This window comes from Lentzea kentuckyensis (assembly GCF_002150765.1).
Classification (GTDB): Bacteria; Actinomycetota; Actinomycetes; order Mycobacteriales; family Pseudonocardiaceae; genus Lentzea; species Lentzea kentuckyensis.
Window position 1 is genome coordinate 17225 of record NZ_MUYM01000119.1, and the last position, 24821, is coordinate 42045.

The 24821-nt window shown below is 68.0% G+C and carries 21 protein-coding genes; 11 read left to right on the forward strand and 10 right to left on the reverse strand.

All coding sequences use genetic code 11. The features are described from left to right. Nucleotides 1–145 precede the first annotated feature (145 nt). Nucleotides 146–655, reverse strand: coding sequence for a hypothetical protein (locus B0F77_RS40040; protein ID WP_086668282.1), 510 nt, complete (start codon nt 653–655; stop codon nt 146–148). Nucleotides 656–907: 252 nt separating this feature from the next. On the opposite strand from B0F77_RS40040, the gene B0F77_RS40045 reads away from it, so the two are divergent. From B0F77_RS40045 to araD, 3 genes are read left to right on the forward strand one after another with little or no spacing between them, the layout of a single operon-like run. Next, the gene (locus B0F77_RS40045; protein WP_086668319.1) at nt 908–1552 is read left to right on the forward strand and encodes a GntR family transcriptional regulator; all 645 of its coding nucleotides are present in this window, start codon (nt 908–910) and stop codon (nt 1550–1552) included. Beyond that, complete coding sequence (locus B0F77_RS40050) at nt 1539–2444, forward strand: dihydrodipicolinate synthase family protein (protein WP_086668283.1); 906 nt, start codon at nt 1539–1541, stop codon at nt 2442–2444. Before B0F77_RS40045 ends, B0F77_RS40050 begins: the two co-directional genes overlap by 14 nt. Continuing rightward, nucleotides 2441–4147 carry an L-arabinonate dehydratase gene (gene araD / locus B0F77_RS40055; protein ID WP_425435790.1) on the forward strand — a complete coding sequence of 569 codons (1707 nt, stop codon included), beginning with the start codon at nt 2441–2443 and terminating at the stop codon, nt 4145–4147. Before B0F77_RS40050 ends, araD begins: the two co-directional genes overlap by 4 nt. Here the strand turns inward: araD and B0F77_RS40060 are convergent. Continuing rightward, nucleotides 4109–4990 (reverse strand): alpha/beta hydrolase family protein, encoded by an 882-nt coding sequence (locus tag B0F77_RS40060; RefSeq protein ID WP_086668285.1) that lies wholly within the window; start codon nt 4988–4990, stop codon nt 4109–4111. The genes araD and B0F77_RS40060 overlap by 39 nt on opposite strands. A 103-nt stretch (nt 4991–5093) precedes the next feature. Here B0F77_RS40060 and B0F77_RS40065 point away from each other — a divergent pair, with 103 nt between their 5' ends. After that, on the forward strand, nt 5094–5642 hold the full coding sequence (locus B0F77_RS40065) for a TetR/AcrR family transcriptional regulator (RefSeq protein WP_086668320.1): 549 nt from the start codon (nt 5094–5096) through the stop codon (nt 5640–5642). On the opposite strand, the gene B0F77_RS40070 is transcribed toward B0F77_RS40065, so the two are convergent. Then, a complete protein-coding gene (locus tag B0F77_RS40070) occupies nt 5629–5856 on the reverse strand; it encodes a ribbon-helix-helix domain-containing protein (RefSeq protein WP_086668286.1) in 228 nt (75 codons plus the stop codon). The two genes, B0F77_RS40065 and B0F77_RS40070, sit on opposite strands and share 14 nt — an antisense overlap. Before the next feature lie 229 nt (nt 5857–6085). Here B0F77_RS40070 and B0F77_RS40075 point away from each other — a divergent pair, with 229 nt between their 5' ends. Next, nucleotides 6086–6409, forward strand: a complete 324-nt coding sequence (locus tag B0F77_RS40075; RefSeq protein ID WP_086668287.1) for a hypothetical protein — start codon at nt 6086–6088, stop codon at nt 6407–6409. Nucleotides 6410–6453: 44 nt separating this feature from the next. Here B0F77_RS40075 and B0F77_RS40080 read toward each other — a convergent pair whose 3' ends face one another. The 3 genes from B0F77_RS40080 to B0F77_RS40090 all read right to left on the reverse strand — a co-directional run bounded on the left by B0F77_RS40080 (nt 6454) and on the right by B0F77_RS40090 (nt 10717). After that, nucleotides 6454–7644, reverse strand: coding sequence for a glycosyltransferase (locus B0F77_RS40080; RefSeq protein WP_086668288.1), 1191 nt, complete (start codon nt 7642–7644; stop codon nt 6454–6456). A 110-nt stretch (nt 7645–7754) separates the two neighbouring features. Continuing rightward, a complete protein-coding gene (locus B0F77_RS40085) occupies nt 7755–8537 on the reverse strand; it encodes a DUF3422 domain-containing protein (protein ID WP_143467172.1) in 783 nt (260 codons plus the stop codon). Between the two features lie 104 nt (nt 8538–8641). Beyond that, on the reverse strand, nt 8642–10717 hold the full coding sequence (locus B0F77_RS40090) for a PQQ-dependent sugar dehydrogenase (RefSeq protein WP_245849286.1): 2076 nt from the start codon (nt 10715–10717) through the stop codon (nt 8642–8644). Nucleotides 10718–10855: 138 nt separating this feature from the next. Here B0F77_RS40090 and B0F77_RS40095 point away from each other — a divergent pair, with 138 nt between their 5' ends. The 5 genes from B0F77_RS40095 to B0F77_RS40115 are packed head-to-tail and all read left to right on the forward strand — an operon-like array spanning nt 10856 to nt 15860. Further along, nucleotides 10856–12049, forward strand: coding sequence for an extracellular solute-binding protein (locus B0F77_RS40095; RefSeq protein ID WP_086668290.1), 1194 nt, complete (start codon nt 10856–10858; stop codon nt 12047–12049). After that, nucleotides 12046–13116, forward strand: coding sequence for an ABC transporter ATP-binding protein (locus tag B0F77_RS40100; protein WP_086668291.1), 1071 nt, complete (start codon nt 12046–12048; stop codon nt 13114–13116). The genes B0F77_RS40095 and B0F77_RS40100 overlap by 4 nt, the downstream gene beginning before the upstream one ends. After that, nucleotides 13113–14003: an ABC transporter permease gene (locus B0F77_RS40105; protein WP_086668292.1), complete on the forward strand. Its 891-nt coding sequence runs from the start codon at nt 13113–13115 to the stop codon at nt 14001–14003. The genes B0F77_RS40100 and B0F77_RS40105 overlap by 4 nt, the downstream gene beginning before the upstream one ends. Beyond that, nucleotides 14000–14824 carry an ABC transporter permease gene (locus tag B0F77_RS40110; protein WP_086668293.1) on the forward strand — a complete coding sequence of 275 codons (825 nt, stop codon included), beginning with the start codon at nt 14000–14002 and terminating at the stop codon, nt 14822–14824. The genes B0F77_RS40105 and B0F77_RS40110 overlap by 4 nt, the downstream gene beginning before the upstream one ends. Nucleotides 14825–14876: 52 nt before the next feature. Continuing rightward, on the forward strand, nt 14877–15860 hold the full coding sequence (locus tag B0F77_RS40115; RefSeq protein WP_086668294.1) for a LacI family DNA-binding transcriptional regulator: 984 nt from the start codon (nt 14877–14879) through the stop codon (nt 15858–15860). A 234-nt stretch (nt 15861–16094) separates the two neighbouring features. Here B0F77_RS40115 and B0F77_RS40120 read toward each other — a convergent pair whose 3' ends face one another. The 3 genes from B0F77_RS40120 to B0F77_RS40130 form a co-directional block, all read right to left on the reverse strand. Next, entirely contained in the window at nt 16095–17876 is a 1782-nt protein-coding gene (locus tag B0F77_RS40120) for an AMP-dependent synthetase/ligase (RefSeq protein WP_086668295.1), read from the reverse strand. An 88-nt stretch (nt 17877–17964) separates the two neighbouring features. Beyond that, nucleotides 17965–20103, reverse strand: coding sequence for a molybdopterin oxidoreductase family protein (locus B0F77_RS40125; protein WP_086668296.1), 2139 nt, complete (start codon nt 20101–20103; stop codon nt 17965–17967). Nucleotides 20104–20136: 33 nt separating this feature from the next. Next, a complete protein-coding gene (locus tag B0F77_RS40130) occupies nt 20137–20784 on the reverse strand; it encodes a zinc-binding dehydrogenase (RefSeq protein WP_086668297.1) in 648 nt (215 codons plus the stop codon). Nucleotides 20785–20925: 141 nt separating this feature from the next. On the opposite strand from B0F77_RS40130, the gene B0F77_RS40135 reads away from it, so the two are divergent. Further along, nucleotides 20926–21873: an MASE1 domain-containing protein gene (locus B0F77_RS40135; RefSeq protein ID WP_211294275.1), complete on the forward strand. Its 948-nt coding sequence runs from the start codon at nt 20926–20928 to the stop codon at nt 21871–21873. Here the strand turns inward: B0F77_RS40135 and B0F77_RS40140 are convergent. Further along, the gene (locus tag B0F77_RS40140) at nt 21870–24620 is read right to left on the reverse strand and encodes an ATP-binding protein (protein WP_086668298.1); all 2751 of its coding nucleotides are present in this window, start codon (nt 24618–24620) and stop codon (nt 21870–21872) included. The two genes, B0F77_RS40135 and B0F77_RS40140, sit on opposite strands and share 4 nt — an antisense overlap. Between the last annotated feature and the right edge of the window lie 201 nt (nt 24621–24821).

Genomic DNA, 24821 nt, shown 5'->3' on the forward strand with positions numbered 1-24821 from the left:
ACAGCTTGCCAAGCGGCGCGGTGAGACCAAAGGGGGGTGTCTCAGTTCGGGGGTTCACGTTGCTCCACGTCGTCGATGAAGGGACCCTTCCTCCACCTGAGGTTTATGAAGGGTCCCTTCATCGGGAGCTAGTGGCGTGTCGCTACTAGTTCGCGGTCACCAGCGGCTGGTGATCGTGGTTCATCACGCTGACCCCGGCCACGTCGCCGGCCCGCACCATCGCGGACCCGGCCAGAGTCACTTCACCGTCGTGCGCCCTCCACGAGCCGGCGGTGAACTTCCTTCCGTCCTTCGTGTGCACGACGAGCCAGCAGGCTTCCCCGTCCTGCATGCCGTCGACCGTGGCGACCAGCCTCAGGCCGCCCTCGGTGTCGGTGACCTTCACGGCCAGGTGCGCTCCGGCCGACGAGGTCCCCTGCAGGAGCTCGCCTGCGTCGTCCACGCCGCCGAGCCCCATGCCCTGACCCATCCAGACGCCACCGGCGAGCACGCCGGCGACCATGAAGGTCGAGGTCAGGGCCGTGATGCGGCCTCGGCGGCGCACGGCCTGGTGTCTTTCCTCGCGGACCGTGCCCAGCGTGCGCCGCAGCAGGTGGTCCGCGTTCTGCGGAGGCCCGTCGAGCGCGGCCTCCGGTGGCAGTTCTTCCATCAGCATGTGTCGTTCTCGTTCAACTCGTTGGTGCCCAGGGACGTTCGGTGCCATGCGCCGGCGGACGAGGCAATGGACACGGTCACGCGGAACGATGCACTCAATTTTCTCCATCTCCGGTCCCCGCGTACTTGCGGTGACCGACACCTTCAAAACGAGTGCGCGAGTGAGTTGGTTCAACGCAGATACAACGAGGTTGCGCAGCCCGCAGAAGACGGTTGACCTGGGCCTCCAGCACCTCCTAGGGTCTCGTATATGATGTATGACCGGGTGGAAGCGCCTCCTGCGTCGCGCACGGACTTTGTTCTGGAATCGATCAAAGAAGCGATTCTCAACGGAAAACTGAAGCCCGGTCAGGCGCTCGTGGAAACAGATCTCGCGGCCACGCTGAACGTGTCGAAGACGCCCGTGCGCGAGGCGCTCAAGACGCTCGCCGGGTCCGGGCTCGTCGTCATGAGCCCGTACAAAGGTGCCGCCGTTCGCACGGTCGACGCCGAGATGGCCGGCTCCGTCTACGACGTGCGCATGCTGATGGAGCCCGAGGCGCTGCGTCGCGCGGTCCAGCTGGGCGCCTCGTTCGACGACGCGGCGCTGGCGCTGGAGGACGTGGGCGATCTGGCCCGGCGGTCATTGGCCAACCGCCGTTTCCACCGCGCGCTGTACGCCGGGTGCGGCAACCCGTTGATGATCCAGATCCTGGACGGGCTGCGCGACCAGGCCGCGCTGATCACCGTCGCCGGCTGGGGCATCTGCCCGACCTGGGACGACGAGGCCGCCGAGCACCGCGCGATCCTGGCCGCCGCCGTCGCGGGCTGGGGCGACCTCGCGTCCGAACTCCTCCGCCGCCACATCCAGACCTTCGCCGACCGAGTAGTTGAGGAGCTTCCCGATGGCGTTCGATGACCTCTCCGAACGGCTCGCGTCCGTCGTGGCGATCACCGTCACGCCGTTCGACGCCGACGGTGCGATCGACGAGAAGAACTACGCGGCGATCGTGGACCGGATGGTGGAGGGCGGCGTTTCGGTCGTCACGCCGAACGGCAACACGAGCGAGTTCTACACACTCTCGCCCGCCGAGACCGAGCGTGCCCTGTCCATCACCGTGGACGCCGTCGGGGACCGTGCCGCGATCATCGCGGGCGTGGGACATGATCTCGCGTCGGCGGTGACGGCGGCGAAGTTCGCTGATCGGGCCGGCGCCCAGGGAATCATGATCCACCAGCCGGTGCATCCGTACGTGTCCCTGGACGGCTGGGTCGACTACCACCGGGCGATCGCCGCCGCGGTGCCCGAGCTGAGCGTGATCCTGTACGTGCGGAACCCGCGGATCGGCGGCGCGCAGATCGCGGCTCTGGCGGATTCCTGCCCGAACGTCGTGGGCGTCAAGTACGCGGTGCCGGACCCGGTTCGTTTCGCCGCGGTGGCCAGGGATGCCGGTCTCGACCGGCTGACGTGGGTCGCCGGGCTGGCCGAACTGTCCGCGCCGGGTTACTTCGCGGTGGGAGCGACGGGGTTCACGTCCGGGCTGGCGAACGTGGCACCGCAGCTGTCGGTGCAGATGTTCCGGGCGCTGCAGGCGGGCGAGTTCGGTGCGGCGATGGAGTTCTGGGAGTTCATCCGGAAGTTCGAGGAGCTGCGGGCGTTGAACGAGTCCGCGAACAACGTGTCCGTGGTGAAGGAAGCGTTGGCACAGCTGGGGTTGTGCCGTCGTGACGTGCGGCCGCCGGCTTCCGTGTTGTCCGAGGCCGATCGTTCTGCCGTTGGTGTGCTGCTGAACTCGTGGAGCCTGCTGTGAAGCTGCGCAGCGCGGAGTGGTTCGAGGGCGAGGGACTGCGGGCGTTCTCGCACAACGCGCGCATGCGCCAGCTCGGGATGAACCCCGCCGAGCACCTGGGCAAGCCGGTCATCGCCATCCTGAACACGTGGAGCGGCATCAACCCGTGCCACATGCATTTGCGCGAGCGGGCACAGCAGGTCGAGCGCGGGGTCTGGGAGGCCGGCGGATATCCGTTGGAGTTCCCCGTTTCCACGCTGTCGGAGACGTACCAGAAGCCGACGCCCATGCTGTACCGGAACATGCTGTCGATGGAGACCGAGGAGATCCTGCGGTCGTACCCGGTCGACGGCTGCGTGCTGATGGGTGGCTGTGACAAGACCACGCCCGCGTTGTTGATGGGCGCCGCTTCTGCTGGATTACCAACGGTTTTCGTGCCCGCCGGGCCGATGCTGCGCGGCAACTGGCGGGGCGAGAAGCTCGCGTCCGGCACCGACATGTGGCGGTTCTGGGACGAGAAGCGCGCGGGGACGATCTCGGGTGCCGACTGGGCGGAGATCCAGTCCGGGCTGGCCCGCTCCCCCGGCACGTGCATGACGATGGGCACCGCGTCGACGATGACCGCGGCGGCGGAGGCGTTGGGCCTCACTTTGCCTGGCGCGTCGTCGATTCCGGCCGTCGACTCGGCGCACTACCGGATGGCGGCCGCGTCAGGCATGCGGGTCGTCGAGATGGTGCGCGAGGGACTGACGATCGGTGACGTGCTGTCCGCGGAGGCGTACGAGGACGCGATCCGGACCGTGCTGGCGCTGGGCGGGTCCACCAACTCCTACATCCACCTGATCGCGATGGCCGGGCGGTCGCAGATCCCGTTGTCGCTGGACGACTTCGACCGGTTGTCGCGCGAGGTGCCGGTGCTGGCGTCCGTCCAGCCCGCCGGTGAGCACCTGATGGAGGACTTCTACTACGCGGGCGGGCTGCGCGGGCTGCTGTCGCGGTTGCGGGATTCGTTGCACCTCAAGCGGCTCACGGTGACCGGGCGGACGTTCGGCGAGGACCTCGAAGGTGCCGAGGTCTTCGACTCGTCGGTGATTCGTGCGGTGGACGACCCCATTTCTGCCGAAGGCGGGCTGGCCGTCCTGCGCGGCAACCTGGCGCCGGACGGTGCGGTGATCAAGTACGTCGCCGCGGAACCCGCGTTGTGGAAGCACACCGGACCCGCCGTGGTTTTCCACGGCTACAAGGATTTGCAGGCACGGATCAACTCGCCGGACCTGGAGGTCACGCGCGACTCGGTGATCGTGCTCGCCGGTGGAGGGCCCAAGGGCGGGCCCGGCATGCCGGAATACGGGATGCTGCCGATCCCGGACAAGCTGCTGCGCGAGGGTGTCCGGGACATGGTGCGCGTGTCGGACGCGCGGATGAGCGGAACTTCTTACGGCGCATGCGTTCTGCACGTCGCCCCGGAGGCGCACGTGGGCGGCCCGCTGGCGTTGGTGCGAGACGGCGACCTCGTCACGCTGGACGTCGAGGCGCGGGTGTTGCGCGTGGAGATCTCCGACGAGGAGATGTCACGGCGCCGGGCGGCCTGGGTCGAGCCACCGCCGAAGTTCGAACGCGGTTACGGCGCTTTGTACTACGAGCACATCACACAGGCCAACGAGGGCTGCGACTTCGAGTTCCTGTCACGGCCGGGACTGAACCCCGAACCCAACGCCCACTAGCACCGCCTTCTGCCAGTCGTCGGTGTTGTGGAGCTGACTGCGCAGGTAGGCGGTAGTGAGCCGCTGGACCTCCGCGACCCTCTCCGGGCTCTCGTCGGTGGTCTCGGCGACGTCGTAGCCGGCGACGCCGCCGAACCCGTGCTCGGCGCCTTCGAGCACGAGGAGGTCCTTCTGGCCGGGCGACAGGTGGTACGGGTCCATGTGCCACTCGGGCCCGTTGGTCGTGAGGTGCTCCGAGCCGTCCTTGTCGCCGGCGACGACGAGTGCCGGGGTGGTCATGTCGCTGAAGTCCGGGGTCAGCATGAACGCGTAGCTCCCCTTGACGACGTCGGTGAGCCCTTCGCCGCGGCCCGTCGAGCCGAGCAGCACGCCCGCCCTGATCCGTTCGTCCTTGAGACTGACGCCCTCGGTCGTCATGCCCAGCAACAGGCTCGCCGTGTGTCCGCCCATGGAGTGGCCGGCGACCGCGATCTTCGTGCGGTCGAGGCGGTTCTGCAACTGCGGCACGGCCTTCTCGATCTCGTCGAGCCGGTCGATGATCGCCGACATGTCCTCGGCCCTGGACCGCCAGTACATCGGCGCACCAGGGGTGTCCGCCGGGAGGTCGATCGTGCGGGAGCTCAGGTGCGTCGGCTGCAGGACGACGAAACCCTGCTCGGCCCAGTGGTTCGCGAGCGGCGCGTAGCCGTTCAGCGAGGAGAGGTGGTTCGAGTAGCCCTGGCCGTGGGACAGCAGGATGATCGGCAGCTCGGTGCCCTCGGTCGGCGCGCTCACCTTCAACTGCAGGTCAACGGGCCTTCCGGGAATTTCGAGCACGACAGGACTAACCGTGAAGACGGTCATGACGTTCCCTTCGGGTAAGCTCGCCGCTTAAGTGGAGCGACGTTCCGGAACGATACGGAGCGCTGTTCCGCTTTGTCAACCGATCCGTCCGAGGGGAGTGCGCGTGCCACCACGCAAGCGGGCCGACGCCGTGCGCAACGAGCAGACGCTGCTCGCGGCCGCGGCAGAGGTGTTCGTCAGGTCCGGCGTCGACGCGCCGATCCGCGAGATCGCGGCCGAGGCGGGCGTCGGCATGGGCACGATCTACCGCCACTTCCCCACCCGCGCCGACCTCGTCGTGGCCGTCTACCGCCACCAGGTCGAGGCGTGTGCGCAGGCGGGACCGGAGCTGCTGTCCACTTCGGACTCACCGTTCGCCGCGCTGCGGGCGTGGGTCGACCTGTTCGTGGACTTCCTGGTGACCAAACACGGGCTCGCCAACGCCCTGCAGTCCGACAGCAGCGGGTTCGAGTCGCTGCACGCGTACTTCATCGACCGGTTGGGGCCGGTGTGCGCCGAGCTGCTGGAGGCGAGCGAGATCAAGGACATCCAGCCGTACGAGCTGATGCGCGGCATCGGGAACCTCTGCATCGGCCGGGACGACGACCCGCGCTACAACCCGCGACGGGTGATCGAACTGCTGCTGGACGGGCTCACGGTCAGAAAATCTTGACGATGCGGTCGATGCCGTTCTCGTCCCGCACCACCAGTTCGTTGCCCTCACGCATCTGCGCTTCCACGAACTCGTAGAGCTGCACCGCGCGGTTCACGATGTCGACCTTCTTCATGCCGGTGCGCGCCTGGAGCTTGCCCAGCGCGGCAGCCGAGTCCGCGATCAACGCGACGTTGACGCGCTCGACGACGGCCGGCTTGTCCTGCTGAGTCATGCCTCCATCCTCGCAGATCACCACACCTTCGGCCACTTTTTGACACAGAAAATGTGGCGAATCGGTTGCGGAAGCCTGTCTGTATGGCGCTATGCTGACGACAGACCGCGCGACATCGGCGTCGGAAGCCTTGCCGGGGGGCGAGGCGTCTGACGACATCGCGACGGTCTGCCTGGCCGCCGCATTCAAGTCGGGTGCAACGGTGTGCCACGGGGAGAAAGGGACACTTGTGAAGGCAAGTGTTGAGGCTCCGGACCTGGGCGAGCCGGAACCGAACGAAGAGCCTGGCGACACGGCACAGCTGCGCATCGAGTTCGACGACAAAGCCGTGGCCGTCACAGGACCGTCGGGCCGGTTGAACGACCTGACCGACTCGATGTCGCTGACCATCGCCACCGTTGGTGGTGTGGCCGGACCGACGCTGGCATTGGGAGCACTTCCCGAGGGCACGCCGGTGTGGGCCACTGGAGCCGTGGTCGGTGCACAGCTGGTGTTTCTGGCGTACGTGGTCACCACGATCTTCATACGCCGCCGGCGGACGCGGTCCGCCTAGACGCTGAGGGGCACTCCACCTGGAGTGCCCCTCAAGGCGTTTTTCTAGCCCACCAACAACTTCGCGGCCACCTCCGCACCGTCCGCCCGGACCTTGCCCGCCACCTCGGTCGCGCGGGCCCGGGTCTCCGGAGCCAGGGCGGTCTTGAGCGCGACGGACAACGACTCGAAGGTCGGCGTCGGACCGTCGTGCGCCGCGCCGATGCCCAGCTCTGCCACCCGGCGGGCCCAGAACGGCTGGTCCACGATCTGCGGCACGATCACCTGAGGCGCACCGGCGCGGGCCGCGGTCGTCGTGGTGCCGCCACCGCCGTGGTGCACCACAGCGGCGACGCGGCGGAACAGTTCCTGCTGGTTGACCTCGCCGACGACGAAGCAGTCGTCAGCGGAGTCGATCCGGGCCAGGTCCGCCCAGCCGCGGGCCAGCAGCACGCGGCGCCCCTGGGCGCGGACCGCGTCCACGGCCACCTGGCCGATGTCCTTCGAGGTGTGCATCGGCATGCTGCCGAAGCCGACGTACACCGGCGGTTCGCCCGCTTCCAGGAACGCGACCAGGTCGGGCGCGAGCGGCCGGGTGTCCGGCAGGATCCAGGCGCCGGTCTGGGTGACCTCGAGGCCGAGCAGTTCCTCCGCCGGCCACAGCAGCGGGTCCGCCGCCAGCAACAGCTCGCCGGTGTAGACGTGGTCGCGGACGTTGTCCACCGGCGGCATGCCCAGCGCCGCCCGGTGGGTGTTCAGCGGCGGGCCGTACATCGCGTTCACGTTCTCCGCGTCGATGGCCCACAGCACCCGGTTGTCGGTCTCCTCCGGCGGGAGCGGCTTGCCCGGTCGTCCCGACGGCCTGCGGTGCGGCGACGGCAGCGAGATGGTGTGGAACATCGCCAGCACGTAACGGATCCCCAGGTTTTCGGCCACCGACCGCGCGCCCGCCGGCATCAGGCCGGTCACCACCATCACGTCACACCCCTCGGCCGCCCGCGCCACCGGGCCGAACCACTCGTCGACCAGCGCGGCCGCGACGGTGGGCGGATCCACCCGCCCGCTGGTCACCAGCTCGCGCACCGACTGTCCGAACGGGACGAACGGCACCTCGTGCTCGGCCAGCCTGTGCTCGAACTCCTCGTCCGGCGGCACGCACACCACCGCCTCCGCTCCCGCGGTCCGCAACGCCACGGCGAGCGCGATCAGCGGTTCGACGTCCCCACGCGAACCCCACCCTGCCAACAGAACACGCACTTCGAACTCCCCAGTGTTCGCCGAATCTGGCTGAGGCCGGAGAGTGTGCAGCATGAACGGGGTCTTGCCGCAAGCCCCCAGGTGCGCTATATGTTGAAGTGGGGAGAGAGCTATTCCTCGACTGGCTCCGGCTTCTCGCGCTTCTTGCGCAACCAGCGGATGAACGTCCACGCGGCGCCCGCGATCACCGGCACGCTCAAACCGGTCAAAGCGCCGTAGTCCTTCATGAACTTCCCGAAGCTGTAAGAGAAGTTGACCTCGACTTCGACCTCGTGCGCGTAAGTCCGGTAGTGGATCGGGACGCCACCGGTGTCCTTGGCGACGTACAGCACGAAGTCGAGGCGCAGGCTGCCGCTCTTCTGCGGGCGAACGTCCCACGCCCACTCGGCGAACCCTCCGTCGGGCAGTTCGCGCTGACCGTCGTCGCCACCGACGCTGGTGATCTGGAATTCCGGGCCGCTCAGATGGGCGGTGAGCGCGCTGCCGACCTTCGCGGGCGCCACGGAGACGCGCCCGGTGCCGGGCAGACCGGACGTCAGGTCGGGCGGCACGTCGCGGCCGGCCACCCGGACGGTGACGCGCTGGGCCTCGTTGACGCGCATGGGCGACGGGGCGCGGTAGACGACCTGGCCGTCCGCGAGCTGGAACCTCGTGGTGGACGGCGTGGCGGACCGCGTCGTGGGTGGTGTGGCGCATGGCAACAACGGATCGCACGGTGTCGGGGTGATCGGCCACCCCGTGAGATCGGGCGTGGACGTGGGCCACGGGGGCGTCGAAGGTGACGTCGTGACCGGAGCCGATGCGTGCTGGTTCTCGTTGAGAACAACGAGGAAACACACAGTCACCAACACCACGAACAACCCGAGCGAGACAAGGACGGCGCGCCAGTTCATCGCGGTCACCTCCTCCCCTTCCCAGGTCGGTCCTGCTCACCTCGCCGTTACGCGAGGAAGCCCCCGGACGAGGTGTCCAGGGGCTTCCAGTCAGGGAAGTGCGGCTAGTTCAGCGCCACCTTCAAGATCTTGGTGTTGCTGTTGCCCGCGGTGGAGTCCTTGTCACCGTTGGACGTGGTGACCCACAGCGAACCGTCCGGGGCGGGTTCCGGCGTCCGCAGCCGGCCGTAGGTGCCCTGGAAGTGCGACGTGGTGGTGCCGACCGACGAGCCGTTGATCTGCATGCGGTACAGACGTTCGCCGCGCAGGGCGGCCAGGAACAGCACGTCGTTCACGATCGCGAGGCCCGACGGGGACGCGGAGCCGACCGAGAAGGTCTTCTTCGGTGCCACGTAACCGCCGCACGAGCCGGAGGTGCCTTCGCAGGAGGGCCAGCCGTAGTTGCCGCCCTTCTGCAGCAGGTTGACCTCGTCCATGTTCGAGTTGCCGAGCTCGGCCTGCCACATGCGGCCCTGCGAGTCCGTGGCGAGGCCCTGGACGTTGCGGTGGCCGTACGTCCAGACGTAGCGCGCGTTGCCGCCCTCGCTGAAGAACGGGTTGTCCGAAGGCACGGAGCCGTCGGGGTTCAGGCGCAGGACCTTGCCGCCCAGGTTCTGCTTGTTCTGGGCGTTCGCGCCGTTCTGGCCGTCGCCGGTGCCCGCGTAGAGCTTGCCGTCGGCACCGAAGCGCAGGCGGCCGCCGTTGTGGAACTTGTTGCGCGGGATGCCGGTCAGCAACGTGGTCCAGCCGGTCAGCGAGTTGCCCTCGATCTTCGCCCGCACGATCCGGTTGTCGCCGGAAGCCGTGTGGTAGACGTAGATCAGGCCGTCCGAGGCGAACGTCGGCGACAGCTCGATGCCGAGCAGACCGCCCTCGCCGTTGGTGCCGGAAACGCCGGGGACCTTGCCCAAAGTCGTTTTGGTGCCCGACGGCGTGATCCTGACGATGTCCTGCGCGTCGCGGCGCGAGTAGACGCCGTCACCGTTGGGCAGGAAAGCGAGGCCCCACGGCACGTCGTTGTCGGTCGCGATCTGCGTGACGGCACCGACCTGGTCGCCACCGGACCTGGTCTTCACCGTCACCGCGTTCGAGGCGGGGCCGACGTTGCCGACGGCGTCGAAAGCCTTGACGGTGAAGGTGTACTCGGTGTTGGCCGCACGGCCGCCGATGGTCACGGACGTGCCGGTCGCGTCACCGACCTTCGTCACTCCGGTGTAGATCTCGTAGCGGGTCACGCCGACGTTGTCCGTCGCCGCGTCCCACGCCAGCGACACGGAGTTCGCCGTCGCGCCGGTGGAACGCAGGTTCTTCGGCGCGGTCGGCGGGATCGGGTCGTCCTCGGCCGGCGGGGTTTTGAACTCCGCCGTGTTGGACGCCTGCGAGATGTTGCCCGCCGCGTCCTTCGCGTTGACGTAGAAGCCGTACGTGACGTTCGGCTTCAGGCCCGTCATCACCGTCGAGGTCGGCGTGGCCGGCACGGACTTCACGAACTGGCCGAGGTTGTAGATCTCGTACGAGGTCACCGCGACGTTGTCCGTCGAGGCCGTCCACGTCAGCTTCGCGGAGTCGGACTTGATGTCTGACGCGACGAGGTTCGCCGGGGCCGACGGCGGTTCCGGGTCGACCGGGCCGGAGTTGCCGAAGACCTGGAACTCCTGCAGGGAGTAGCCGTACGAGGTGCCGGTGCGGCAACGCGTCGTGCCGTACACGCGGACATAACGGCCCCGCCCGGTGACCGCCAGGTCCTCGACACCACCCTTGCCGTCGGCGGTGTTGTGGATGGACGTCCAGCTCGAGTCGTTCTCAGAGGTCTCGACCCGGTACGCCTTGGCGCACGAGAGGTCCCACTGCAGCCGGACCCGGCTGATGTTCGCGGACGCGCCGAGATCGACGCGAAGCCAGGCCGGATCGGTGTTCGACTTGCTGGCCCAGCGCGTGGCCGAGTTGCCGTCGACCGCGTTCTTCGGCGCGTAGTTCGCACCGCCGGACGCCGACTCGGTCGCGGGCTTGCCTTGGGACAGCAGGACATCGGCTGCGACCGCCGCGGGTGCGGCGGACACGAGCGAGGTCACCGCCACTGCGAGCGCAGTGGCCAGGATGCCGGTTCTGGTGACCGGCAGCCGCCGTGAACGGGGTGCCACAGGAGCCTCCCACTTTCGTTGGGAACGGAGGGTGCGGCGGCGGGCATTGCGTTCGGCTGGCGGCGGGTGTACGAGTGTTACAGAAAAACCGTAAACGTTTTCGAGCGCCAGGTCCAGAGTCAGTTAGGGAGCCCCCAGATGCGCTGGACAAGGAAGTTACAGCTCGTCATCCCCGCCCTGTTGGTCGTCACCGCGTGTGGTGCGCCGGAGACCCCGCAGGCGCAGGACGCACCCACGACAGTGCCGGACAAGCCGTCGAAACCGGTCGAGCTCAACGTCCTCGACGTGGCCGGCAACCTGCAGCTCACCCAGGGCATGATCGACGAGTTCGTCAAGGCCAGCCCCGACTTCGTCAGCAAGGTCAACTACACCAAGGCGACCGCGCCGGACATGCCGGGCAAGCTCAAGGCCGAGCAGAACTCCGGCACCTCCCAGACCCACCTCGTGCTGACCGGTACCGACGGATTGTCCTCGGTGATCGAGCAGAAACTGGTCTACGAACTGCTCCCCGGATATTCGGCGAAGCTGCCGGACCTCGAGAAGACCTACCTCCCGCCCGCCTGGGAAATGCAGAAGCTCGCCCAGGGCCAGGGTGTCGCCGTCACCTACTACCCCGCCGGGCCGCTGCTGGAGTACGACCCGGCCAAGGTGCCCACCGCTCCGACGTCTCCCGCCGAACTGCTGGAGTGGGCCAAGGCGCACCCCGGCAAGTTCCAGTACGCGCGGCCCGCGAACTCCGGTCCTGGCAGGACGTTCCTGATGGGACTTCCCTACCTGCTCGGCGACTCGGACCCCAAGGACCCGGAGAAGGGCTGGGAGAAGACCTGGGCGTACCTCAAGGAACTGGGGCAGTACGTCGACAACTACCCCGGCGGCACCACCGATGTCATGAAGAACCTGGCGAACGGCACGTCGTGGATGGTCGCCTCGACCACCGGCTGGGACATCAACCCGCGCGTGCTCGGCTCGGTGCCGGAGGGCATGAAGATCGCGACCTTCAAGGGCTTCCACTGGGTCACCGACGCGCACTACGCGGTGGTGCCGAAGGGCGTCTCTGGTGACGTGCTGGCGGCGAACCTGGCCCTGATCAAGTTCATGCTGGATCCCAAGCAGCAGGCCAAGGCCTACGACAAGGGCTACTTCTACCCCGGTCCGGCGGTCAAGGACGTCACGCTGAAGATGGCGCCGCAGGAGTCGCAGGACGCGATCGCGAAGTTCGGCCGCGCCGAGTACGACAAGCTGATCACGGACAACCCCAAGGAGACCTCGCTTCCGGCGGCGCAGCAGGTGAAGGCGTTCCAGCGGTGGGACAGGGAGATCGGCAAGAAATGAGCCCTCACATCTCCGGGCAACGGTTTGCCGAGCTGCACCTGGACCACGTGCGGCGGGCGTTCGGGGACACCGTTGCCCTTCAGGGCATGGACCTGACGATCAAGGGCGGCGAGTTCGTCGCCCTGCTCGGGCCGTCCGGCTGCGGGAAGTCCACCGCGTTGAACTGCCTGGCGGGGCTGCTGCCGTTGACCGGCGGGCGGATCACGCTGGACGGCAGGCGCATCGACGACCTGCCGCCGGAGAAGCGCGGGTTCGGCATGGTGTTCCAGAACTACGCGCTGTTCCCGCACATGTCGGTGCGGCGCAACATCGGGTTCGGGCTGTCCATGCGCAAGACCGCCAAGGCCGAGCTGAACCGGCGGGTGGACGAGGCCGTGCGGCTCGTTCAGCTCGAAGAACACGAGCACAAGTTCCCGGCACAGCTTTCCGGCGGCCAGCAGCAACGGGTGGCGATCGCCCGCGCGATCGTCCTTGAACCACCACTGGTGCTGATGGACGAACCACTGTCCAACCTGGACGCCGCGTTGCGCCTGGAGATGCGCACCGAGATCCGCAGGCTGCACCAGTCGCTGGGGCTCACCACCGTCTACGTCACGCACGACCAGGAGGAGGCGCTGGCCCTCGCCGACCGTCTCGTGGTCCTGCGGCTCGGCGAGGTGCAGCAGGTCGGTTCGCCGGAGGAGGTCTACGCACACCCGGTGAACCGGTACGTCGCCGGATTCATGGGCTACCGCAACATGATCCCGGTGACCGTCACCGCCGAGGACGGCGAGAACGCGACCGTCCGCACCGAGGACGGCATCGAACTCGTTGGCGTCAAACGGGAAGAGCTGTCCGACAAGGCTGTCGCGGCGGTCCGGCCCGAGGACTTCACGGTCGTCACCGAGGCCGGGGACAACACGCTCGAAGCCACCGTCGAGATCGTCGAGTACCACGGCCGTGAGCAGGCGGTGGAAGCGCGACTGAAGAACGGCGAACAGCTGCACGTCCGCACGAACTCACGACTGGCTCCCGGCGACACCATCCGGCTGAAGGTGCCGACCGAACGCGTCCTGGTGTTCACATGACGACCGTGATGGAGAGGGCTTCACTCAAGCATCGGCTGGCCGAGAAGGGCGTCGACCGCGTCCTGTGGCTGCTGGCGCCGGGCGCGGTGTTCGTGGTGCTGCTGTTCGTCTACCCGTTCCTGTACGGGTTGCAGCTCAGCTTCCAGCCGAAGGGCGGCGGCAGCCCGTTCCAGAACTACGTCACCTTCTTCCAGGACGAGTACCTGGCGGAGACCGTCTGGATCACGCTGCGGCTCGGGTTGCCGGCGGCGCTGTTCAACGTGCTCGCGTCCATCCCGATCGCGTTCCGGATGCGCGGCCGGTTCCGGGGCAAGAGAGCGCTCACCACACTGCTCGTCATCCCGATCACCCTCGGCACCGTGCTGACGGCGGAAGGGCTCCTCGCGTTCTTCGGGCCGACGGGGTGGTTCAACCGGATCCTGCTGGCACTGGGCGCGGACGAGCCGGCGAAGCTGACCCACAACTACTGGGGCGTGCTGTTCAGCCTTATCATCACCGGCTTCCCGTTCGCGTTCCTGCTGACACTGTCGTACCTGTCCGGCATCGACCCCACGCTCGAACAGGCCGCGGCGACGCTGGGAGCCTCGAAGCGGCAACGGTTCCGGACGATCACCATGCCGTTGCTGGCACCCGGCCTGGCCGTCACGTTCTGTCTTTCGTTCGTGCTCGCGTTCTCCGTGTTCCCGAGTGCGGTCATGGTCGGCGACCCGGCCGGTGAGACGCACGTGATGTCGATCGCCGCGTACGAGACGGCGTTGCGGGACAACGACTTCGCGCTGGGCTCGGCGATCGCGATGCTGATGGCGCTGGTGATGCTGATCGTGATCGGCGTGGTGCTCATCTGGCGCACGACGCTCTACCGCGGTGCGACGGGAGGCAAGGGATGAGGCTCGCTGCTCGTCCGTCCGTGTGGCTGACATGGGGCGCTCTGGCGTTCTTCATGCTGAACCTGATCGGCATCGTGGGCGCCGTCGTCACGAACTCGTTCGCCGAGTCGTGGTTCGGCACGTGGCTGCCCAATGGGTACACCGGCAAGTGGTACGGCGAGGCGTGGCGCGACTACCGGCTGTTGGACGTGCTCGTCGTGACGTTCCAGGTCGCGATCTCGGTCGTCGTCATCTCCGTCCTCATCGGAGTTCCTACTGCCTACGCACTGGCGCGCCGCAACTTCCCCGGCAAGAAGCTGCTCAACGTGCTGTTCCTGCTGCCGATCCTGATGCCCCCGATGACGTACGGCATCCCGCTCGCGACGGTGCTGTACAAGTTCCACCTGGCGGGCAGCATGTTCGGCGTGATCGCGGCGAACCTGGTGCCGGCCGTGCCGTTCGTGGTGCTGACGATGACGCCGTTCATCGAGCAGATCGACACGAAGATCGAGTCGGCGGCCCGGATGTGCGGCGCCACCACGTTCGCCATCTTCACCCGCGTGCTCGCGCCGCTGCTCGTACCAGGCATCCTGGCGGCGTCGATCCTGGTGCTCGTGCGGACGGTGGGCATGTTCGAACTGACGTTCCTCACGGCCGGTCCGACCAGCCAGACGCTGGTGGTGTCGCTGTACGAGGCCATGTCGTCCGCGGGCATCAGGCCACAACAGATGGTCGACTCGATGGCCGTGATCTACACGGCGTCCATGCTGGTCCTGCTGGTGATCGCGCTCAGGTTCGTGAACCCGACCCAGCTCGTGACCAGACTCAAGGACCCGGCCTGACACCTGACCCGTCATGATTGTTTCAACCGGCAGTTCGAGGGTGAGGTAACCAGTGGCAGTCACCATCCGCGACGTGGCACGCAGGGCGCACGTATCGGTCGCCACCGTTTCGCGTGCGCTGACCTCCCCCGAACTGGTCCGCCCGGAGACCAGATCACGGGTGCTGGCCGCCGCCTCCGACCTCGGCTACCAGCCCAACCGGGCGGCTCGAGGGCTGATCACCGGCAAGACCGGCAACATCGGCATCGTCGTGCCGGACCTCGACAACCCGTTCTTCACGGGCGTGCTCAAGGCCGTGCAGGCACGCGCGATGCAGGCGGACTACGCGGTGTTCGTGGCGGACAGCGACGAGGACCCGGTGGCCGAGGCCAAGCTCGTGCACGCGATGGCCAAGCAGGTCGACGGCGTCGTGCTGTGCGCGCCGGGCCTGGAGGACTCGCAGGTCTACGAGGTGGCCGGCGCGACGTCGCTGGTGCTGCTGAACCGGCGCCTGCCCGGCGTGCCCGCCGCGTTGATGGACTCGGCGGGTGGAATGCACGCGATCATCGACCACCTCGTCGCGTTGGGACACCGGCGGATCGCCTACCTGAACGGGCCGCGCACCTCGTGGTCCAACCAGGAGCGTCGCCGGGGCCTGTTGTCGGCGGTTGCCCAGCACGGCGTGGATCTGGTGGATCTCGGACCGTTCGCGCCGCGCTACGAAGGCGGATTGCAGGCCGCTGACTTGGCCGTGGCGGCCGATACGACCGCGATCGTCGCCTACAACGACATCATGGCTCTGGGCGTCCTGGCGCGGCTCAGGGACCGCGGAATCTCGGTTCCCGGCGACGTGTCGGTGACCGGGTTCGACGACCTGACGTACGCGGCGCTGTGCTCGCCCGCGTTGACAACGGTGGCAATGCCTGTGGCGCAGGCGGGACGCACGGCCGTGAACCTGTTGCTCGACTGGCTGGACTCGGACAACACCGAGGTTCCGCAGATCGTGGCGGAGACGCAACTCATCGTGCGGGGCACCACCACACCACCGCGCCGGTAACTGCGATGAAGGGCTCCTTCATCCACCTGAGGTGGATGAAGGAGCCCTTCATCCCAAAATGCAAGGCGGCCCCGGCAAGGGCGTCTGGGGGGAGTACGCCGTGAGCCGGGGCCGCGAAGCGGCTGGGCCCGAGGGGGGAGGGGGCCTGGCACCGCTTGGTGTTCCACTCTGCCCTGAGCGGACGGAATCCGCCAGGGTGGATGTACCTGTTTTTGGATTTCTCGTACGTACGGGTTACTCGTAGAGCCCTTCGTACAACCCAGAGTGAACGCGGTGCACCACCGTGCGCTTCACCTTCAACGTCGGGGTGAGCTCACCTTCCTCCTGCGACAGATCGCGGGTGAGCAGCGCGAACTTCTTCACCTGGGAAACACTGGCGAAGTGCGAGTTCGCTTCGTCAACAACTCCCTGCACGAGCGTTCGCACGTCCGGGTGACCCACCAAAGATTCGAGGTCGGACGGCAAGCCGCGCGCGGTCGCCCACGGCACGATCTCGTCGGCGTCCAGTGTGATCAGGGCCACACAGTAGGGCTTGCGGTCGCCGAACAGCACGGCGTGCGAGATCCAGCGCGACTGGCGCAGCACGTTCTCCACGTTCGCCGGCGCGATGTTCTTGCCACCGGCGGTGATGATGATGTCCTTCTTGCGCCCCGTGATCGTGACGAAACCGTCCGCGTCGATCTCCCCGAGGTCGCCGGTGTGCAGCCAGCCGTCCTGGATCGTGGCAGCCGTCGCCTCGTCGTTGCGCCAGTAGCCGGCGAACACGTGCGGGCCGCGCATCAGCAGCTCGCCGTCCTCCCCCACCTTCATCTCCAGGCCCGCGATGCCGGACGCGCCGACCGAGCCGAGCTTGAAACGGTTCAACGTGTTGATCGTGCCCACCGCGGTGGACTCGGTCATGCCGTAGCCCTCCAGCACTGGCACGCCGGCCGCGTGGAAGAACTGCAGCACCTCACGCGAGATCGGCGCGGCACCGGAGAGCGCCTGCACGAGCTGACCGCCGAACACCGCGCGCACCTTGGCGAACAGCGCGTCGACCTGTTCGAACGCCGCTGCCATCTCGGCAGGGACGGACTCGCCAACGGCACGACGCCGCCGCACCTCCAGTCCCAGCGTCACGGCCTGTGCGAGCTGTTCCGCGGGCACGGCCGAGGTGACGAACGTGTAGATCTTCTCGAAGATCCGCGGCACCGAGGGCAGGAAGGTCGGCCGGACCTCGGCCAGCTCCGGCACGATCGCCGTCATGTCGCCGCCGAAGTACGCCAGCGCGCCGCCGCGGTACATGGTGCTGAACATGACGATCTGCGCGAAGACGTGCGCGAGCGGCAGGAACAGGTAGACGGTGCCGGTCATCGCGTCGATGCGGGCTTCTTCGGCGAGACGGCACAACGCGACCCAGTTCGCGTTGGTCAGCACGCATCCCTTGGGCGGACCGGTGGTGCCCGAGGTGTAGATGATCAGGCTCGGGTCCTCCGGCCTGATCGCGGCCCGGCGGGTGTCCAGTTCGGCGGCCAGCGGCGCGGTGCGGCCGGTGTCCTGCAGCTCGGCCACCCGCGGGCGGTCACCAGCCGGGTCGATCGTGAAAACTGTTCGCAGTTCGGGAAGTTCCGGGCGCACCGCGTCGACCTTGACGCACTGGGCCTCGTCCTCGGCCACCACGATCGACGCGCCGGAGTCGCCGACCACCCAGGCGATCTCCTCGGACGTGCTGGACGGGTAGATCGGCACGACGATGCCGCCCGCCGCGAGCACGGCCAGTTCCACCGCCGTCCACTCAGGACGGGTGTTGGCCAGCACGCAGACCCGGTCGCCCGGCTTCAGTCCGGCGTGGACGAACCCAGAGGCGAGGTCCAGCACCAGCTCGGAGATCTCGGCGTAGGTCTGCTCACGCCACTCGCCGTCCTGCTTGAACCGCCACGCCACCGCGTCGCCGTAGGCCTGCTCCGCGAGGAACGGCAGGTCGGCTATCCGGCGGACGGTCTGCACCGCGTTCGGGCTGGTGACTCCGGCGGTCATGGCGGCTCCTGTTCGGATCTTGCGGGATTCTGGCAACCATGAACGGCGCTTTTGTGGACCTGAGGTCCACAAAAGCGCCGTTCATGGTTTAGGCGGGCACGACCTGCACACGGGTGCCGTTCAGCACGGCGGTGCCCGAGAGCGGGTCGATGCGGAGGTCGTCGGTGAGGAGGTTGACGTTCACGCCGGCGTGCTCACGGGCGACGGTGAGCTGTGTGCCGGGCTGGTCGTGGCCCCAGCCGTGCGGCATCGAGACGACGCCGGGCGCGATGTCGGCGGTGACCTCGACCAGCACCTCGATCTTGCCGACGCGCGAGGTGACCTGGGCGGACCTGCCGTCCTCCAGACCGAGGCGGTCGGCGTCGCCGGGGTTGACCAGCAGCGTGCACAACGGCTTGCCCTTCACCAGCGCGGGCACGTTGTGCATCCAGGAGTTGTTGGTCCGCAGGTGCCGGCGGCCGACGAGCACCATCTCGGTCTCGGGGTGTGCCAACGCTTCGAGCACGCGCGGAAAGTCGTCCACGATCGGCTGCGGGGTCAGTTCGATCCGGCCGGACTCCGTGCGCAGGATCTCCGGCAGGCGCGGGGTGAGCGGGCCGAGGTCGATGCCGTGCGGATTGTCGAGCAGCTGCTGGAGCGAGACCCCGTACGGGCCGGTGCGGAGTTTGAGGTCCAGCAAGCGTTCCTCGCGCGTCGCGCCCTCGGGTTCGAAGTCGGCACCGGCCTTCTGCTTGAGGCCGGCCAGCTGGAAGGCCGCGATGGCGTCGAGATCGGCCTCGGCGCCCAGGCCGCTGAAGATCGTGGTGAGCCGGAAGAAGATGTCCGTCTCGTCGACCCTGCCTTCCTCCAGCGGGATCGCCGCGCGCGAGTACTTCACGACGTTGCGGACCGAGTTGTTGAGGAACGCGATGTCGTAGTGGTCGCGGCGGGACGGCGGCGGCGTCGGCAGGATGACGTCCGCGTGCCGGGTCGTCTCGTTGAGGTACGGGTCGACGCTGACCATGAAGTCCAGCCCGGACAGGGCGTCGTTCACCCTGGCGGAGTTCGGCAACGACAGCGCGGGGTTGCCGCCGATCGTGAACAGCGCCCGCACCTGGCCGTCGCCGGGCGTCTCGATCTCGTCGACCATCGTGACGGCCGGGTACTCCCCCATCACCTCGGGGTGGCCCTTGACCCGGCTGTGCCAGCGGCCGATGCCGAAACCCTTGCCGCGGCCCGCACCGCGCTTGCTGTGCGCGGGCAACGGCCACATCACGCCGCCGGGCCGGTCCAAGTTGCCGGTGAGGATGTTGAGCGTGTCGACCGCCCACGACGCGACCGTGCCGAACTCGACGGTCGTGGTGCCGATACGGCCGTACACAGCAGCGCGTTCCGCTTCAGCCAACTGCCGTGCGAGCGCACGGATCGTGGCGGCCTCAACGCCCGTGCGTTCCGCAACGGCCTCAGGGGTGAACGGCGCGACGTGCTGACGGATCACCGTGTGGTCGGTGACGTGCTCGGCGAGGTCCTTGAGGTCGACGAGTTCCTGCGCGAACAGCTCGTGGATCAACGCCAGCAGCAGGAACACGTCCGTGCCGGGCCGGATCACGACGTGCTGGTCGGCGGCTGCGGCCGTGCGGCTGCGGCGCGGGTCTACGACGACGAACGAACCGCCGCGTTTCTGCAGGTCCTTGAACCGGCCGGGCGCGTCCGGGACCGTCCACAGGCTGCCGTTGGAAGAGAACGGGTCCGCGCCGAGCACCAGCATGAAGTCGGTGCGGTCGATGTCGGGCACCGGGATCGAGAAGATGCTGCCGTACATGTGGCCGCACTGGACGTGCTTGGGCATCTGGTCGACCGTGCTGGCGGTGAAGACGTTGCGGCTGCCCAGCGCCTTGCGCAGCGGCCCGGCGTAGAGGCCGCCGGCGAGCGAGTGCACGACCGGGTTGCCGAGGTACATCGCGATCGTGTCGCGGTCCGGGAAGTCCTTCAGCCGTTCGTCGATGTAGCGGAAGGCCTCGTCCCAGGTCGCTTCCCGGAACTCACCGTCGCGCTTGATCAGCGGGGTGCTCAGCCGGTCGGGATCGGCGTCGAGCGTGCCGAGGGAGGCGCCCTTGGGGCAGATGAAGCCCCTGCTGAAGTCGTCCTCGCGGTCGCCGCGCACCTTCGTGATGCGGTCGCCCTCGACCGTCAGCTCCAGCCCGCACGTCGCTTCGCACAGCGGGCAGGTCGTGAACACGGTCCTCATGGGTCCCCTTCACCAGCTTGTTACCAACGAGTACTAGTCAGCTGCCATCGGACGCAACCGCCCAGCCGAGGTCAACCCGAACAGCTCACTGACCGCCCTTGCGATCATGTCTGGCCGGTCGAGGGTGTGCTCGAAACGGAACCCGATGACCGCGCGCGAACCCGCGAGCAGACCGGTCATCTTGATGGATTCGTCCTGGTCAGCGCCATAACAGACGATCCTGCCGAACGGCGCTAGAACCTCTAACGAAAGTTTGAGCATGTCACCGGGATCGAGTACGACATCAACCGGTTTGCCCTCGTTCGCCTGAATCAGCCGTGCGGCGAGCCCGTCCTGATCGGACTCGACGGCGACGTCGGCGCCGAGCCTGAGCGCCCTGCGCCGGCGGGCCTGGCTGGAGTCCGTCGCGATCACGCGTCCGGCGGCGAAACTCCGGGCCAGCTGGACCGCGATCGTGCCGACCTCGCTCGCGGCGTCGTGCACGACGATCGACTCGTCCGGCCTGAGGTGCGCGCACGTGCGGAGGAGGTGCCACGCCGTTGTGCCTGCTCTGGCCAATGTCAGCGCTTCGTCGTCGGTGACGCCCGCGGGCACCGGGAGGTGCAGACGGCCGGCGACGACCACCACTCGACGTCCGCCGTCCTCCACCCGGACCTCGTCGACCGGCTCGGCTGTGCGCATGTAGCCATCTCACGTTCTCGCGGCGACGGGCTGTAGTGCGGCTTCCACGACAACTAAGCCATTACCTACGGATTGAGTCCGAGTGGGTACGCCCTGTCGCCGGGTCTGGCGGTCCTGTGTACACGGGTGGAGCATGTGCCGGTGAACGCCGCACTGCGCACCACCTTCACCATGCTCGCGGTGGCGGTCGCCTACTACGCGACGGCCAAGGTGGGACTGGTACTGGCGCTCGTCAAGGGCCAGGTCACTCCACTGTGGCTGCCCACCGGGATCTCGGTGGCGGCGCTGCTGATGTCGGGCCTCAGGATCTGGCCGGGCATCGCGCTCGGCGCGCTCAGCGCCAACATCGCGCTCGGCGCGGGCCCGTGGGCGATCGTGATGATCACGATCGGCAACACCGCGGCGCCGCTGGCCGCCTGGTACCTGCTGACGCGGTTCGGGTTCCGCCCGCAGATCGACCGGCTCCGCGACGCGCTGCTGCTGGTCTTCGCGGGTGCCCTCGGCGCGATGCTGATCAGCGCGCTGATCGGCGCGACGGCGTTGAAGATCGACGGCAACATCCCGTGGCATGAGATGCCCGCTGTCGTGGCGGTCTGGTGGACCGGCGACGCGATGGGCGTGCTGGTGTTCACGCCGCTGCTGCTCACACTGCCCCGGCAGTGGTACGCCTCGCCCCGCCGGCTGGCGGAGGCCTGCGCGTTGCTGATCGCCACGGCGTTCGTCGCGACGTTCGTGACGGTGTCCGAGTCGCGACTGTTGTTCCTGGTGTTCCCGATGCTGATCTGGGCCGCACTGAGGTTCCAGCACGCGATCGCCGCACCGTGCGCCGTGGTCATCTCGATCGCGGCCGTGATGTCGGCGGCCAGCGGGCACTTCGTGGACAACGACCTGCTGGGCACGATGATCGTGCTGCAGGCGTTCAACGGGTCGGTGGCGCTGACCGGGCTGATCCTGAGCGCCATCACCAGCGAGCGCAACGAGGCTCGGCAGGCCATCGAGCACGCGTGCGAGCAACTGGCCGAAACCGTTGCGCGGTACCAGGAAGAGGGCGTGCGCAAACGCTTGGGCAAGGTCGTGCCGCCTGGCTAACGTTGTTGCATCGCGTCCAGCACGCGCGCCAGTTCGAGACGTGACGAGACGTGCAGCTTCGCGTAGATCCGCGACAGGTAGACCTCGATCGTCCGCGGGCTGTAGTGCAGGGCGGCGGCGATGTCGCGGTTGCGCATGCCCTGCTGCACCAGCCGTGCCACGTTCTCCTCGGCCTCGGTGAGCAGCCCCGGCGCCTTCGAGCGGGCCCTGGGCACCTTGGCGCCCAACGTCCTCAGCCGATTGCCCGCCTGGCGCCTGAGTCCGTGCGCGCCGAGCCGCTGGAACGCCGTGTAGGCCTCGACGAGCACCGGCACCTCGTCTTTCGAGGCCTCGCCGAGAGCCAGTTGCGCGCGGGCCTTCTCGAACTCCAGCCCGCCGAGCGCCGCCTCGGACACCGCCTCCCTGAGCAGGTCGACGTCCTGCCGCGCCACGCCGGTCACCCTGCGGATCGTGGTGCGGGACCAGGGCGACACCCTCGTGGCGGACACCGCGGACAGCCGGTCCAACGCTTCGCCGGCGGCTTTCGCTTGGCCGCGTTCCAGGTCGAGTTCGATCATCCGCGCGACCAGGACGCAGGAGTAGGCGGACTCCAGCCGTTCGCCCACGGCATTGGCGAGCAGGTCGTAGGCCTTGGTCAGCTCTCCTCGCGCGATCAGGTACTCGGCCAGTGCGACGGCGTGCAGCTTCGAGATGTTGATCGACTGCGGGGCCGGCATCGCGGCCAGCCGGGCGGCCACGTCCAGCTCACCGCGCCACGTGCGGATGGACAGTTCGATCGCGTGCAGCACGCCGAGCGCCTGATCGGCCTGGGCCGCCTCGACGTCGGGGAGCCAGCGGCCGATGCCGTCCAGTGCGGCGTCCCAGCGGCCGCCCAGCCAGTCCAGGGCGATGCGCGACGCGGCACGTTCGGCGCGAAAGCCGTGCGAGCCGACCTGGTCGACGAGTTCCTCGGCCCGCCGCACCCGCCACGAGGCGTCGTGCACGAGCCCGGCGAGCGCGGTGATCGACGCGCACACGGAGAGGGCCTGCAGTTCGAGCATCGGCTGGCCGTCGCTGCAGGACAGGGCGCGGTTGGCGAACTCGACGGTCTTGTCGTGCTGGAACAGCAACGAGGTCAGCATCGCCAGGTGTTCGAAGACGATCACGCCCTCGGCCGGTGAGCTGATCGGCAACGCCTCTACGCGCGCGACTTCCTTTGCCGCGTCCTCGTAGCGGTCGTTGTAGATGAGCAGCACGGCGCGTTGGGCTTCCAACGACGCTGGGGCTGAACCACGCGCGACTTCGACGTCTGCCAGTTCCATCGCTTCTGCCGTGCGTCCGACCGAGAAGAGCGACGAGATCACGGCCGTGGCGACGCGAGTGCGTTCGTGGCCGGTCTCCAACGACTCCAAGGCCGCGAGGCCCGGTTCGATCGCCAACGCCGGACGAGAGGCCCTGGCCAGTACGCGGCATTGCAGCGCGAGCAACTCGGCGCGCTCAGGTGCGTTGCGCGGCAACAACTGCAGGGCTTTGGCACATAGGGCGGCAGCGGTTTCGGGTGCGGTCGCACGAGCGAGTGACGCGGCTTCGGCCAGCACTCCGACGGCCACCCGATCACCGGGCGCGGCGGACTCGGCAAGGTGCCAGGCGAGTTGCAGCAGGTCGACCTGGAGGCCCTGCGAGCGATCTTCGAGCAGCCGTGCGGAGATCAGCGAGTGCAGGTGACGTCGTTGCGCCGGCCCCACCTCGTGATAGAGCGCCTCACCAACCAGTGCGTGCGAGAAGCGATAGCCGCGGTCGTCGTCGTGCACCACGATGTGTGCGCGCAGCAGTTCGTCGAACGCCTCGACAACGGTCTCCTCCGGCAGTGACGCGACACGGGCGAGGAGAGAGATCTGGTCGAGGCGAACCCTTCTGAACACCGCAACCGCGCGCGCAACCAGCCGTGTGTCGTGCTCCAGCGGTGCAACACGCCTCAGCACGGCTTCGCGCCGAGTCAGCCGAATCGCGTCCGGTGACACCGCGAGCCGGGCACGGTTGCCGTCGACCGTCACGAGATCGAGTTCCCTCAACGACCGCGCGATCTCGGTGACGAAGAAGGGGTTGCCGTCGGACCGTTGCTGGACCTCACGGGCCAGCCCCTCGTCCACCGCCGTCTGCAACACCGACTCGACGATCCGCACCACATCCGCACCCGACAGCGGTGCGAGCTCGATCCGCATGACCTCGGCGTGCTGCTCGACGCGGTCCAGCAGACTCTCCGCGCCCGGTTCGCTGACGTGCGAACGACTGGCGGTGATCAGCACGAGCGGCGCCGCCGACACCCGCCGCAGCACCAACGTCAACAGGGCCAGGGAGTCGTCGTCGACGTGGTCGAGATCGTCGATCAACAAGGCCGCCGGCCGTGTGGCCGTGAGCTCGGTGAGCAGCCGCACGACCCGATCACAAGCACGCCCGAACCACGCACCGGAGTCCTCGGTCACCGAGATCTCCAACGCCGCCAACACATCCGCACGACTCTTGTCCGCCGCACCGAGCGAACGAACCAACGCCACCACCGCGCCATACGGGATGCGTTTGCCCAACACGTCCGACGCCGAAGTCAGCACCGCGCAGTGCCGTTCCCGCAACCGCCGCTCGATCTCCGCGAGCAACGACGTCTTGCCGATCCCCGGCTCGCCACTGACCGGCACCACCACGAGCCCCGTGGCCGGCGCCTGGTCGACGCGGTCGAGCACGGCGCGCAGCTCCGGTTCCCGCCCCCACAACTCGGGCGCGGCGCGGAGCGGAGTGTCGGCGATGACGGCCTCCCGGCAAACTTCGGCGGAGCTGCGCCGAGTCTTCCATGTGGGTGTCGCAACCAGGCAAGTGCCGCTTTCCGTGCCGGATCACTCACTCTCAGTAGCACTTTCGGCTCTAGGTGGGGCCGAACGCGTTAGCCACTGAGTGTTCCCTACTGATCCGTGGTT